Origin of the sequence: Streptomyces sp. NPDC005794, from assembly GCF_042871445.1 — a bacterium.
In the GTDB taxonomy this organism is placed as follows: Bacteria; Actinomycetota; Actinomycetes; order Streptomycetales; family Streptomycetaceae; genus Streptomyces.
In genome coordinates this window covers 64,894-77,798 of record NZ_JBIAIN010000017.1, presented here as the reverse complement: position 1 = coordinate 77,798, position 12,905 = coordinate 64,894, and the positions used below count along the sequence as shown (strand labels likewise).

The 12,905-nt window shown below is 70.4% G+C and carries 11 protein-coding genes; 4 read left to right on the top strand and 7 right to left on the bottom strand.

Going from position 1 to position 12,905, the window contains the following annotated elements:
- Positions 1–7: 7 nt before the first annotated feature.
- Positions 8–1,123, top strand: coding sequence for an ADP-ribosylglycohydrolase family protein (locus ACFYQ5_RS25745; protein ID WP_389200801.1), 1,116 nt, complete (start codon positions 8–10; stop codon positions 1,121–1,123).
- 77 nt (positions 1,124–1,200) lie between these two features.
- Here ACFYQ5_RS25745 and ACFYQ5_RS25740 read toward each other — a convergent pair whose 3' ends face one another.
- From ACFYQ5_RS25740 to ACFYQ5_RS25725, 4 genes are all read right to left on the bottom strand, one after another.
- Positions 1,201–2,784, bottom strand: a complete 1,584-nt coding sequence (locus tag ACFYQ5_RS25740) for a sodium:solute symporter family protein (protein WP_389200799.1) — start codon at positions 2,782–2,784, stop codon at positions 1,201–1,203.
- A gap of 549 nt (positions 2,785–3,333) precedes the next feature.
- Complete coding sequence (locus ACFYQ5_RS25735) at positions 3,334–3,540, bottom strand: DUF397 domain-containing protein (protein ID WP_389200798.1); 207 nt, start codon at positions 3,538–3,540, stop codon at positions 3,334–3,336.
- A 190-nt stretch (positions 3,541–3,730) separates the two neighbouring features.
- Positions 3,731–4,588, bottom strand: coding sequence for a helix-turn-helix domain-containing protein (locus ACFYQ5_RS25730; RefSeq protein ID WP_389200796.1), 858 nt, complete (start codon positions 4,586–4,588; stop codon positions 3,731–3,733).
- Positions 4,589–4,826: 238 nt separating this feature from the next.
- Positions 4,827–5,546 carry a GPP34 family phosphoprotein gene (locus ACFYQ5_RS25725; protein ID WP_389200794.1) on the bottom strand — a complete coding sequence of 240 codons (720 nt, stop codon included), beginning with the start codon at positions 5,544–5,546 and terminating at the stop codon, positions 4,827–4,829.
- Positions 5,547–5,710: 164 nt separating this feature from the next.
- Between ACFYQ5_RS25725 and ACFYQ5_RS25720 the strand changes: the two genes are divergently transcribed.
- Together ACFYQ5_RS25720 and ACFYQ5_RS25715 are read left to right on the top strand one after the other, a co-directional pair.
- Complete coding sequence (locus ACFYQ5_RS25720; RefSeq protein WP_389200793.1) at positions 5,711–8,374, top strand: D-alanyl-D-alanine carboxypeptidase; 2,664 nt, start codon at positions 5,711–5,713, stop codon at positions 8,372–8,374.
- Between the two features lie 197 nt (positions 8,375–8,571).
- Positions 8,572–10,395, top strand: coding sequence for an MFS transporter (locus ACFYQ5_RS25715; protein ID WP_389200791.1), 1,824 nt, complete (start codon positions 8,572–8,574; stop codon positions 10,393–10,395).
- Here the strand turns inward: ACFYQ5_RS25715 and ACFYQ5_RS25710 are convergent.
- Positions 10,392–11,189, bottom strand: a complete 798-nt coding sequence (locus ACFYQ5_RS25710) for an ATP-grasp domain-containing protein (RefSeq protein WP_389200790.1) — start codon at positions 11,187–11,189, stop codon at positions 10,392–10,394. The two genes, ACFYQ5_RS25715 and ACFYQ5_RS25710, sit on opposite strands and share 4 nt — an antisense overlap.
- An 83-nt stretch (positions 11,190–11,272) precedes the next feature.
- Between ACFYQ5_RS25710 and ACFYQ5_RS25705 the strand changes: the two genes are divergently transcribed.
- Entirely contained in the window at positions 11,273–12,160 is an 888-nt protein-coding gene (locus ACFYQ5_RS25705; RefSeq protein ID WP_389200788.1) for an aminoglycoside phosphotransferase family protein, read from the top strand.
- A gap of 60 nt (positions 12,161–12,220) precedes the next feature.
- Here ACFYQ5_RS25705 and ACFYQ5_RS25700 read toward each other — a convergent pair whose 3' ends face one another.
- Positions 12,221–12,673 (bottom strand): ArsI/CadI family heavy metal resistance metalloenzyme, encoded by a 453-nt coding sequence (locus tag ACFYQ5_RS25700; protein WP_389200786.1) that lies wholly within the window; start codon positions 12,671–12,673, stop codon positions 12,221–12,223.
- Positions 12,674–12,733: 60 nt separating this feature from the next.
- Positions 12,734–12,904: a hypothetical protein gene (locus tag ACFYQ5_RS25695; RefSeq protein ID WP_389200785.1), complete on the bottom strand. Its 171-nt coding sequence runs from the start codon at positions 12,902–12,904 to the stop codon at positions 12,734–12,736.
- Position 12,905 lies beyond the last annotated feature (1 nt).

Here is a 12,905-nt window from a genome sequence, read left to right as displayed (position 1 = left end):
GGGCACGGTGAGCACAGGGACCACAGCTGTCTGGGGCCGTGCCCAGCAGCAGGACTTCCGCGGCCGGGTACGGGGATCCCTGCTCGGCGGAGCCATCGGGGACGCTCTCGGGGCGGGTGTCTCGGGGCTCACCCTGGAGGCGATACGCGCCGCCCACGGCGTCGACGGGGTGGCCGACTTCATTCCCGTACAGGGCGGACGGGGCGCCGTCACCGCCGTCACCCAGCTCACGCTCTTCACCGTCGACGGACTCATCCGGGCCCAGGTCCGCCGGGACACCGGCGCCTGGCATCCGCCCACCGACGTACACCGTGCCCATCTGCGCTGGGCGGCCACCCAGAGTGCCTGGGGGCCCGACGAGCGCCGTAAGGACAACGGCTGGCTGGCAAGGGAGGAGTGGCTGTACACCCGCCGCGCTCCCACCCGGGAGTGCCTGGCCGGCTTCGGTGACGCCACGATGGGAACGCTCGCCGTGCCCAAGAACCCTGCGGCGCGGGACTCCGCCGCGCTCACCCGCTCCGCGCCCTTCGGGCTGCTCGTCGGCTGGGAGCCCCAGCTCGTCCTCCAGCTGGCCGTCGAGTGCGCCGCCCACACCCACGGCCATGCCACCGCCCAGCTCGCGGCCGGAGCTCTCGCCCTCCTGGTGCACGGGCTGGCCCGCGGCGAGACCCTGGACGGCTCGGTCCAGCACGCGCTCGCCCTGCTTGCCGAACGTCCGGGCAACGAGCAGGTCACCGAGGCGCTCCGGCAGGCCCTCGGCTCCGTACGGCAGGGGATCCCCGGGCCCGCCCTCATCGAGGCGCTCGGTGACACCGACTCCGCGGAGGAGGTCCTCGCCGTGGGGCTGTACTGCGCGCTGGTCGGCGAGGACGTGCGCCACGGGCTGCGGCTCGCCGTGAACCACTCCGGGCCGTCGGCGGCCACAGGGGCCGTCTGCGGGGCCCTTCTCGGGGCGCTGCACGGCGAGACGGCGCTGCCGCCGGCCTGGGTGGCGGAACTGGAGGGACGCTCGACGCTCCTGGAACTCTCCGACGACTTCGCGATGGAGATGACCCAGGGGCCGACCCTGCACAGTCCGAGCGCGGCCGCCCCCGGCTGGCTGGCCCGCTATCCGCGGGACTGAGGGGCGCTGAGCGGGACAGGGAAGCGGGCGGGCGCCGCCGCGCCCGCCCGCCGTCCGTACGCCCCGTGTGCGGGCGGTCAGTCCTTCACGCCCTCCGGAACTCCCGTGGATTCCGGCCCGCGCTTCTGCGCGGGCACGGCTGCCGCCGCGGCTCCGCCGTCGGGGCCCCCGTCGTCCGTGTTGATCTTCTCGATGAGCGCGTCGCGCTCCGGGGTGTCCTCGGGCTTGATGAACCCGATGACGATGTAGAGCACGAGGGAGATCGCCAGCGGCAGGGCCACCTGGTACTGCAGGGCGACGTCCGTCTTCACCGAACCGTCGAGGTTGTAGTTGGTGAAGAAGAAGGCGAGGAGCCCCGCCGCCCAGCTGGCGAGCGCCGCCGTCGGGCCGGACCGGCGGAACCTGCGCAGCAGGCCCAGCATGAACGGGATGGCGATCGGGCCCATCAGCCCGGCCACCCACTTGATGACGACCGAGATGATGTCCTTGAACGTCGGCGAGTTGATCTGGGTCGCCAGCGCCATGGACAGGCCGAGGAACGCGAGCGTGGACAGCCGCGCGGCCATGAGTCCGCTGCGGTTGCTCCAGGTGCGGGCAGCCTTGGAGAAGACCGGCGCGATGTCGCGGGTGAAGACCGCCGAGATGGCGTTGGCGTCGGAGGAGCACATGGCCATCGTGTGCGAGAAGAAACCGACGACGACCAGACCCAGCAGCCCGTGCGGCAGCAGCTGCTCGGTCATCAGGGCGTAACTGTCCGAGGCGTCCGGCTTCTTGGCCTCGACGAGCAGCGGGGCCACCCACATCGGGAAGAAGAGCACGACCGGCCAGACCAGCCAGAGGACGGCGGACAGCCGGGCCGAACGGGTCGCGGAGCGTGCGGAGTCCGTGGCCATGTAGCGCTGGGCCTGGTTCCACATGCCGCCGTTGTACTCGAAGGTCTTGATGAAGAGGTACGCCAGGAGGAAGGTCACCGTGTAGGGGCCGGCCGTCGGCTCCGTGTGGCCCTCCGGCAGCTTGTCCCAGACCGTCCACAGCGAGCTGAAGCCGCCGAGCTTGCTCATGACGATCACCAGCATGGCCACACCGGCGAAGAGCTGGATGATGAACTGCCCGAGCTCGGTGAGCGCGTCGGCCCACAGCCCGCCGACCGTGCAGTAGACGGCCGTGATGATGCCGGTGATGAAGATGCCCTGGGTGAGGGTGATACCGGTGAAGACGGAGAGCAGCGTGGCGATGGCCGCCCACTTGGCGCCGACGTCCACGATCTTCAGCAGCAGACCGGACCAGGCCAGGGCCTGCTGGGTCGGGACGTTGTAGCGGTCCTTCAGATACTCCAGCGGCGAGGCGACGTGCAGTCGCGAGCGCAGCCGGTTGAGCCGTGGCGCGAAGAGCTTCGCGCCGATGCCGATGCCGATCGCGATCGGCAGCGACCAGGTCACGAAGGACGTGACGCCGTACTGATACGCGATTCCGGCGTAGCCGGTGAACATCACCGCGCTGTAACCGGACATGTGGTGCGAGATGCCCGAAAGCCACCACGGCATCTTGCCGCCGGCCGTGAAGAAGTCGCTCACGTTGTCCACGCGCTTGTGCGACCAGAGTCCGATCGCGACCATCACACCGAAGTATCCGATGAGCACGGCCCAGTCGAGACTGTTCATGTGCCCCCTCCAGGGGTCCGCCTTGTGAACGGGAACGCACTTCGTCGGTACGGCCGTTCAGCGGTGCCCCGTGCGGGAACGGGGGCTTCGGGGATTGAACCGCCTGTCCGGGTTCACGGTCAAGGTTTTCTCGGTCAGGGATGTGAACGCAGATCAGTAAGGCGAACGATTTTACATGTTCTTGACCCTGCGGGGCGTTGTCGTGAACGTGACCACGGCCACACGATGAGCGGGCACTTCGTCAGGCTGTGCAGCGAACGGTGCAAGGCAGGCAGGCCCGAGAACGCAGAACGACCGCACGGGATGCGGGTCCCGTGCGGCCGGAAAAGGGGGAAAGCTGCACGACGTGATGCGTACGCACTGATGGCGCCGAGCGCGCTGTCGGTGCTGACTGCTGAGGTCGTGAGGTGTGCGGTACGTCGATCGGCCGCGCCGGGTCCGGTGGCGGGCCGAGCCCCCTCGGCCAGGACGGCGGACCGGACGAGAGGGCTCCTGGCGGTCGTGCGCGATGACCGGACGTGGTGCGGCGCGTGCGAGTCGGCGTACCGGTCAGGCGTTGACCGAACCCGACGCGACGTCGCGCACGAAGGTGTTCCACGCTCCGGACACGAAGGAGAGCGAGGGGCCTTCGGGAGCCTTCGAGTCACGCACGGCGATGGCCTGCGTGACGGGCGACTTCACTTCGACGCACGCCCCGTTGCCGCCGGAGTACGACGACTTCGTCCAGTTTTCCGTAGCACCCTGAAGAATAGCCATGTTCACTCCGGTTCAGAGAGTTGATGTGAGTGGCACCAAATTCGTTCCTGTTGGCGTGATCGACGCTACTCGCCAACATCGCTTGGTGGTGAGGCCGTTCACTCGACCGGATGGCTTATTCCATGCGGGTCTTCCGCCGTGAGGTGGTGGCGGTGTATCTTGCCGCCCCCACCTCACATAGCCTGATTTTTCAGCGGGTGTAGCCCTTGGCGATGTCACCGATGAACTGGCGGGTCTGGTCCACGTTCAACGCCTGGGCCCGCAGATGCTCGTACATGACGCTGTAGCGCTGCACGTCGTTCGCCTTCTCCAGGTAGAGGTCGCTGGTGACCCCTTCGATGTACACGACGCTGGAGTCCGCTGCGTCGGGGAATTCCAGAATGGCGTACTGGCCGTTGATCCCGGGGTGCGCACCCATGTCGAAGGGCAGCACCTGCACGGTGACATGGGGCAGCTGGGACTGCTCGATGAGGTGCTCGAGCTGTTCGAGCATGACCTGCTTGCCACCGACGAGCCGGCGCAGCGCGGACTCGTCGATGACGGCCCACAGACGCAGGGGGTGCTCGGGGGCGTTGACACGGTCCTGGCGGCGGGCCCGGACGTTCACCCGCTTCTCGATGTCGGACGGCGGCGTCTCGGGCAGTGCGCCGTTGATCAGAGCCTCCGCGTAACTCCGGGTCTGCAGCAGTCCGGGGACGACCTGGGGTTCGTACACCCGGAGGGATTCGGCATCGGTTTCCAGCCCGATGTACACGCTGTACGGGATGTCGCCGAAGGCGTGCCACCAGCCCTGCTGGCGGGAGTCCTTGGCCATCTGCATCAGCGAGTCGACGATGCGGTGGTCCTCGACCTCGTACACCCCGCAGAGATCGCGTACGTCGCGCTGGCTGATGGAGCGGCGGCCGTTCTCCAGGCGGCTGATCTTCGACTGCGAGACCAGCAGCCGCTCCGCCACCTCCTCGGCCGTCATGCCCTTGATCTCGCGGAGGCGGCGCAATTCCTGACCCAACCGGCGTCGCCTGACGGTGGGATTGACGTTGGTCGGCACGGAAACGGCACCTCCGGCTATACAGCTTTTGTAGCTGTGCGTATCTGCTGTTCAGCAGATTGCCACCCGAGCGCCCGGGCGCGCTGGGAAATGACTACACGCAATGACGGCACGCAAGAGCGCGGGGCAGCCGGTGGATCCGGCTGCCCCGCGCCTGGTGCGGCTCCCGAACCGGGTCATGGGGACGTCGGTGCGGCGGTATTCGGTGCTCCGCGCAAGTGTCCGCGCGGTCGTGCTGTCAGTGGACGGAGGTGTGCGCCATGCTGCCGCGAGGCGTCTGCGCTTGCGGCTGCAACGGCACGCTCGCCGTCTGCTGGTTACGGCGTGGCTGGACGGCCACACCGTTCTGGACGTCCATCACGGCATGCGCCACGAGACCGCCCATCGGGTCGTGTCTGATCAGGTCCCGGAGCCGGGAGCGCGACGAGCGCCCCTCGTTCCCGGGGTACAGGTGCTTGCCGAGTCCGACCGCGTGGGCCAGTGCGGCGAGCGCCGCGGTCCGCGGGTCCGGCGGTACGCCGGTGCGGATCGCACTGTCCAGCCGGGTTCTGATGTCCCGGCTGATCGCCGTGTCCGTCGCCTGGTAGCGAGTCGTCGGCAGCACCCCGCACATCTGGCCCGCCACGGCATGAACCATGCCGCACCGCTCCAGATGAGCGAGATAGATCTGGCGAAGTCCCAATCGGGGCCCGCCGATCCAGTGGACAGCCCGAACCGGACTGCCACGACGGCGCAGCAGTTCCAGTGCGGAGTCCAGAGTCGGATCTCCTGTCGGCCGTGGCATCACCACGGCGATACGATCCCCGTCAGGGGCTATCCGTCCTGCCAGAGCCAGCTCCACTAGCTGTGCCCCGGCCAGGCCGAGGTCGAGCGACTGCGGCTGCGCTGTGGTACCCGTGGTCGGGTCCAGAGCGAGCAGCAGAAGCTCCTCCGGAATTGTTCTGCGGCTCCTGCCCATCCATGCCTCCCCGCGTGGATGAGTGACAGGGTGACCCCTCTCACAATGGTCTGTCGAGGGTGCCTGGGTGCTTTGTGAGGGAACCGTTAGGTATGTCGTTCTCGTCTAGCGGCTCGGTCAAGGGTTCACACAGGACACTGGTAGATGGTTCGGGCAGTGCGGGCATGTCCCCGCGGCGCAACAAGGAGGTATCGGTGGCGGGCGAGTCCCCCGGCAAATCGGAGCAGCGGAAGTCGTCGGGGACGGCTGAGGAACGCGATCCGCGTCTCGCCGTGTTCCGTGAATCGTCCGCTGCGGCGGGCACGAATACGAGCGTGTCGGGCACCGCGACGGACGGCGGGACGGACAGCGAGACCGCGGTCTTCCGTGTGCCGCCCTCCACGGCGGCCGACGCACCCGAGGGCGCCTCCGGCGCCTCGGAGGGCGCAGAGGGCGCTCAGAGGGCCTCCAAGCCCTCTGAGGGGGCCGAGGAGGCGGAGGGCGTGACCGGGAAGGGCGTCACGGCGCCCGGCGCGGGCACGACGGCACCCGGGGCGGGCACCACGGCACCCGGGACGGGCACGCCCGGGCCCGGCGCGGCTGCGGACAAGGCCGGCACCACGGACGCCGAGGCCGGTACGGATTCCGCTGCCGAGGCCGGCGCGGATACGGATGCCGAGCCCGACGAGCGGCCCCGAGGCGCTGCTGACTCCGATTCCGGCCCCGAGCCGAAGTCTGATGCGAAGTCCGGGTCGAAGCCCGAGCCTGGCTCCGAGTCCGGCTCCGGCTCGGACGCCGAGGCGCCCCCGGCCGACGCCCGGCTGCGCGCCGTCGTCGCGGCATGGGTGGAGACCGATCCCGACGACGAAGCCGCAGGTCAGAGCGGTGCGACCGAAGGCGTGGGCAAGCCGTCCGACGGTGACGGCGACGCGTCCGGCGACGTCGGTGACGGCCCGGCTGTCGCCGACGAGAAGGCGAAGAGCACCGACGGCAGGACGTCGGACGACGCCGACGGGGTGTCGGCCGACGACGACCCGGCGGTCGACGACGACGACGCGCCCCCGGCCGGCGGCGACGCCAAGACCCCGGCCGGTCGCGGTACCGACGAGACCGCCGGCGCCGAGGACGACGCACCGGCCGTCAGCGCCTCCGACGACGACGCTCCCCGCGTCCCGAAGACCCGCGAGGAGGCTTCCCCGGCAGAGGATGCGGGCCCCGCGTCCGACGGGCGAGGAATCGATCATCCGACCGCCGTCTTCAAGGCTCCGCGTGCCGAACGGGTCGACCAGCCGACGACCGCGCTGAAGCTCCCGCCGAAGGCGAAGGCGAAGGAGGAGACGAAGGAGGAGGGGCGGAAGCCCGCCTCATGGGCGGCCGGAGCCTCCGGAGCCACCGAGACTCCCGCCGAGCGGACCAGCACGTTCGTGCCGCTGCGCTCGGACGACGTCCGCCCCGCGGCCGTGGTCGGTCCCACGGTCACCCCGGACGTCGCGGCAGGGCCCGGTACGCCCGCGAGCCCCGGGGCCGGTTTCGCCGAGGCCGAGCGGACCAGGCAGCAGCCCATGCCGCCCCGGCCGCCGCTCGACCTGCTCGCCGAGCTGACGAACACCCCGCCGCCCCCGGAGACCCCGGTCCGCACCGCGGTCCGGCGGGTCAAGATCTGGACGCCGCTGGTACTCCTCCTCCTGGTCATCTTTGCGATCGCACAGGCTTCGCGCTCGCTTCCCGAGCCGGTCCTCGAACTGACGGCGAAGCAGACGTACGACTTCGAGGGAAGCAAGCCCTCCCTGCCGTGGCCGGACGAGGGCCAGGGCTTCATGGCGGCCACAGGTCTCGGCACGGTCGACTCGTTCGGTGAGCAGGAGGCGGTGCCGATCGGCAGCGTGGCCAAGGCGATGACCGCGTACGTCGTGCTCAAGGGGCACCCGCTGAAGCAGGGCGAGGACGGGCCGGCCGTCAAGGTCGACGCCAAGGCGGAGGCGGAAGGCAAGCTGGACTCGGTCGGCGAGTCGACCCTCAACACGATCAAGGCCGGTGACACGCTCACGGAGCGGGAGGCACTCTCGGCCATCATGATCCCTTCGGCGAACAACATCGCCAGGCTGCTCGCCCGCTGGGACGCGGGTTCCGAGGAGGCGTTCGTCAAGAAGATGAACGACACCGCCAAGGAACTCGGCATGACGAAGACCACCTACACCGACCCGTCCGGGCTGAACGCGACCACGGTGAGCTCCGCCGAGGACCAGGTGAAGCTGGGTGAGAAGCTGGTCGAGATCCCGGCGCTGATGGACATCACCAAGCTGCCGTCCTGGACGGACCCGTCGGGGCACGACCACCGGAACTACAACACCCTCGTTCCGTACGACGGCGCGCTCGGCATCAAGACGGGCTCCACCACCAAGGCCGGCGGCAACCTGCTCTTCGCGGCGCACAAGAAGGTCGGAGACACCGACCAGCTCATCGTCGGCGCGATTCTCGGCCAGCACAAGCCGCCGATCATCGACACGGTCAACGCGGTGAGCAAGGAGGCCGTGGTCGCCACGCAGGATCTGCTGGAGACCCGGACCGTCGTGAAGAAGGGACAGGTCGTCGGCGTCGTCGACGACGGCTTCGGCCACACCACCGAGGTGGTCGTGGCCGAGGACGTGAAGGCGGTCGGCTGGCCCGGCCTCACGGTCAAGCTCGAACTGACCGACGACGGCAAGGTGATTCCGAACGTGGCAGCGGCGGGCACGAGGGTCGGCACGATGACCGTCGGAGAAGGTGCGAGCCAGGTGGAGGTCGCGGTCACGCTGGGCGACGCGTTGGCCGAGCCGTCCTTCGGCGACAAGCTCACCCGCATCACCTGACAGGTCCGGCCCCTGCCCCCGCGCACGCGGGGGCAGGGACAGGGCCGTCCGTCGATTGGGCAGCGCGGACAAAATGCTGCGTGCTAGCGTCCCGAAAGCAACGGACGGGCGCCCGGACGCGTCCTTCCGGGTACGGATGAGGCCCGTGCGGCACATGGACGGTTCGGCAGGCCCGGGCAAGGACGGGGAGAGTCGCAGTGACCACCGCTGAGCCGACGAGCGCGAACACCGGCCCGCCCGCCGAACGCGCATCCGTCCGGATCCCGGCCCAGGCCGCCGGAGACAACGGCGGCACCGACGGTTCGATACGGAGCCGTCTCCGGCGTCACCCGGTCCTTCTCACGACCGCGGTCGCCGCGGCCGTGCACCTCCTGTGGTTCTTCTTCTTCGCGAACAGCGGCGGCGACATCGCCGCTCAGGACGCCTGGGCGGAGTTCGTCGGCCGCCACCCCGGTACGGCGTACAACCTCGCCTGGTACGGAGGCATGCACCCGGTCTCGTACAGCGTGGTGTCGCCCTATCTGATGTCGGTGCTCGGCGTCCGTACGACGATGATGGTCGCCGGTACGGTGTCCTCGGCGCTCACCGCCCTGATCCTGGTGCGGGTGCCCGCCGTACGTAACCCCCTCGCGTGCGCGCTCGCCGGAGTCTTCGCGTACCTGTGCAACGCCCTGTCCGGCCGGGTGACGTTCGGGCTCGGCATGATGTTCGCGCTCGGCGCCGTCGCCGCCGTCTTCTGCTGGCCCCACCGCTGGCGCTACAAGCGGTGGGCGAAGGCCGGCGTCGCCGCGCCGCTGGCCGGACTCGCGACGGCGGGCAGCCCGGTCGCCGGGCTGTTCCTCGGCGTGGTCGCCGCGGCGCTCTTCCTGCATAAACGGCGCCCCGGGGCGTACGCGCTGGGACTGGCCCCCGTCGCGGTGGTGGTCCTGTCCGCCTGGCTGTTCCCGTTCTCGGGCACCCAGCCGATGGCACTCGGAACCCTGTCGCTGCCCTTCCTGTACGCCGTGTTTGTCTTCTTCCTGGTGCCCCGCGACTGGCATACGGTGCGGACCGCCGCCGCGGTCTACGGCATGGGGACGCTGCTGACGTATGTGGTCGACTCGCAGATCGGCTCGAACGTGTCGCGCATGGCGATGCTGTTCGCCGGTGTCGTCCTGCTCGCCGCGCTCCCGTACACGGCGCCGCGCACCCGGCGCTGGTACGCCCTGGTCATCGTCTTCGCGGGGCTGAACTTCTGGATCGGCTTCAAGGGCGTCGACGACATCGTCCGTACCGCCCCCACCGCGTCCTGGAACCGCGAACTGGCCCCGCTCGTCAACCAGCTCCAGAAGGCCGGGGCGGAGCGGGGCCGGGTCGAGGTGGTGCCCGCCAGCAGCCACCGCGAGGCCTCGGCGCTCGCGCCGTACGTGAACCTGGCCCGTGGCTGGAACCGGCAGGCCGACCTGAAGCGCAACCCGCTCTTCTACGACGACACCCTCGACGCAGTGAACTACCGCGAGTGGCTGGACCGCTGGGCCGTGCACTACGTGGTGCTGCCGACCGGGAAGCCGGACTCCGGTGGCGAGCAGGAGGCGGCGCTCGTCGAGAAGGGGCAGCCGTATCTGAAGGCGGTCTGGAGCGACGCCAACTGGAAGCTGTTCCGGGTCCTGGACCCGGTGCCGCTCGCGGACCCGCCCGCGACGGTGGAGAGGGCCGGCGACGACGAGCTGACGATCCACGTGCAGTCGGCGGGCCGCGTCCTGATCCGGATCCCGTACTCCCGGTGGCTCGCCGTCGTGGACGACGAGGGCAAGGGCGTGGAGCGGCCCCAGGAGACGGAGTCGTCCAAGCTGCGTTCGGCGGAGGACGAGAGCGCGCCGAAGGACTTCACCAACGCCCACGGCTGTCTGATCAGGGTGGAGGAGGACGGCGACGGCGACGAGTGGACCGAGCTCCTCGCACCGCGCCCGGGGGTCTACCGCCTGGCGGCGCCGTACCAGCTGCAGCCGGGCACCCCGTGCCCCGAGGAACTGCGCCCCTAGCGCCGGCCACGCGGCGGCGCAGCTGAAGGCCTCCTGCCGCTGACGCACCGGACGAACGCGCTGTCCCGTTCCGTCAGGTGTGCGGCGGGGCCGGCGGCCCTGAGCACCACATCCAGCGCACGGTCCGGGGACGATTCGTAACAGCCGCCGGCCCAGGCGGCATTGGCCTCGATGACCGCCCACTGCCCGACATCGGTGAGCCCGACGTCGACGACGATCGCGGACGGCAGGGTGTGCCCGGCGGCGGCGAGCAGCTCCGTACCGAACGCGTGCGCCGCAGGGGACAGCGGAGCCAGGTGCAGCCGTCCGGAGGCGGCGTACCGGCTGCCGGTGTGGACCTGCCCGTCGAGCAGATACAGCCGGTACTCCTCATCGAACACGACGACATCGCTGACCAGCACCACCGTCTCCGGATCGACCGCGTCCGGCCCCGGCAGCCGGGACCCGTCCGCGTAGACCAGGGCCGGAATGCCCTTGTCGTTGGGTGACTTGACGAAGGCGGGGCGGCGCAGCCCGTACGCCTCGCGGATGGGCACCGCGCGGATCTCACGCCGGACGAACGCGATGGGCAGCCGGGCCAGCCAGTCGGCGGGGGCTTCGAGCGGTGCGATGCCCAGCGCCGGGGCCACGGCGTCGGCGAAGGAAGGACCGGCGTGCAGGTGCGCGCTCCCGCCGCGCAGTTCCTCGGGCACCTCGTGGTCCGGCAGCTCCACGGTCCGCAGACCCCGCTGCCGGGCGGTGTCGCGGAGGGTCCGGGCGGAGGCGGTGAGACGCGGCGGGAGTATGAGGGGCATGGCGCGAATCCTGCCGCAGCGGACAGGGGTGTCCCAGTGGATTTCGCTCGACAGCCCGTGCCGGGTTCGGCTTGCATGGGCCGATGCACGCCGACGAGACGAAGACCGACGCGGCGCTCGTACGACGCCTGCTCGCCGCACAGTTCCCCGCCTGGGCGGGTCTCCCCGTGGAGCGGGTCGGCTCCCACGGGACCGTCAACGCCATCTACCGGCTGGGGGCGGACCTGGTGGTGCGGCTGCCCCGCGTCGAGGGCGGCTCGAAGGACGTGGCGGCGGAACGGCACTGGCTGCCCCGTCTCGCCCCGCACCTCCCTCTCGCCGTCCCCGTCCCGCTGGCCGAGGGCGTGCCCGGCGAGGGCTACCCCTGGTCCTGGTCGGTCTGCTGCTGGATCGACGGGGACAACCCGGCCGTCGGTTCGGGCAGCGCCGCGTTCGCCGCCGGCATCGCGGAGTTCGTCCTCGCGCTGCGCGGCGTCGACACCACCGGCGGTCCGCCCGCCTTCCGCAGCGAACCACTGGCCGCACGCGACGCGGCCACCCGGGGCGCTCTGGACACGCTGCACGGCGTCATCGACACCGGGGCGGCGTCAGCCGTGTGGTCGGACGCCCTGCGCGCCCCCGCCCCGCAGGGCCCGGCCGTATGGGTCCACGGAGATCTCCAGCCCGGCAACGTCCTGGTCTCGGACGGCCGGCCCGGCGCGGTCATCGACTTCGGCTGCATGGGCCTGGCCGACCCCGCGGTCGACCTGCTCGCGGGCTGGTACCTGCTGCCGGCCGGGGCGAGGCGGGTCTTCCGTACGCGGGTGGGGGCGGACGCTGCGGAGTGGGCACGGGGCCGGGGCTGGGCCCTGTCCGTCGCGCTCATGGAGTTGTCGTACTACCGGACGTCGAACCCGGTGATGGCGGAGACGGCCCGGCATGTGATCGGCGAGGTCCTGGGGGAGCGGGGGCGGGACGGCGGTGCGGGGTGACGGTGCGGCGGCCGCGACCGGTCCCCTGTTCCGGTCGCGGCGCGCGGGCGTCGAGCCCGGTCACGGACAGCAGCTGCCGTCCTTCTGCCCGGTCTGCCCGGTCTGCCCGGTCTGCTCGGTCTGCCCGTTCTGCCCGGCCATCGAGTCGGCGTCCGCCTTGACGACGTACACCTCCCACGGTTCCCGGCCGGGGCCGTGGACCCAGACCTTGTCCTGGAGGGCGTAACAGCAGGTGGTGTCGTTCTCGACGTCGGTCGTCAGCCCTCCGTCCGCGAGGCGGGTGGTGGCCGCGTGCACGGCTTCGGTGGTGGCGACTTCCACGCCGAGGTGGTCCATGTGCGTGTCCACATCCGGTGTGCCCTGGACGAGGACGAGTTTCAGCGGTGGATCGGTGATGGCGAAGTTGGCGTATCCGTCGCGCAGCTTGGCCGGTTCGGTGGCGAAGAGCTTGCTGTAGAAGGCGACCGAGGCGGTGAGGTCGGGGACGCGCAGGGCGAGTTGTACTCGGGACATGACGATCCTCCTGACACGGGGTGGAGGTACCCCGGCCGGGCAGGCCGGGGAAGCGGCGGTTCAGGACCCGCAGCAGCCACCTTCGTCGGCCTGGCCGGTGGCGACGGAGCGGACCTGTTCGTAGCCGGTCATGGCGGTGACGTCGTTCGGAACGGGTGACCGGTAGGGGTTGCTGTTTCGATTGCTGTCTATATATGAAGCCTGGCACTCGGCATCGATGGATGTCAACATA

Bases quoted from the DNA above. Each gene is read 5' to 3' on its own strand.
- ACFYQ5_RS25700 (WP_389200786.1), bottom strand. From the start codon at position 12,673: ATGTCCCGAGTACAACTCGCCCTGCGCGTCCCCGACCTCACCGCCTCG.
- ACFYQ5_RS25740 (WP_389200799.1), bottom strand. From the start codon at position 2,784: ATGAACAGTCTCGACTGGGCCGTGCTCATCGGATACTTCGGTGTGATG.
- ACFYQ5_RS25705 (WP_389200788.1), top strand. From the start codon at position 11,273: ATGCACGCCGACGAGACGAAGACCGACGCGGCGCTCGTACGACGCCTG.
- ACFYQ5_RS25725 (WP_389200794.1), bottom strand. From the start codon at position 5,546: ATGGGCAGGAGCCGCAGAACAATTCCGGAGGAGCTTCTGCTGCTCGCT.
- ACFYQ5_RS25695 (WP_389200785.1), bottom strand. From the start codon at position 12,904: ATGTTGACATCCATCGATGCCGAGTGCCAGGCTTCATATATAGACAGC.
- ACFYQ5_RS25735 (WP_389200798.1), bottom strand. From the start codon at position 3,540: ATGGCTATTCTTCAGGGTGCTACGGAAAACTGGACGAAGTCGTCGTAC.
- ACFYQ5_RS25720 (WP_389200793.1), top strand. From the start codon at position 5,711: ATGTCCCCGCGGCGCAACAAGGAGGTATCGGTGGCGGGCGAGTCCCCC.
- ACFYQ5_RS25710 (WP_389200790.1), bottom strand. From the start codon at position 11,189: ATGCCCCTCATACTCCCGCCGCGTCTCACCGCCTCCGCCCGGACCCTC.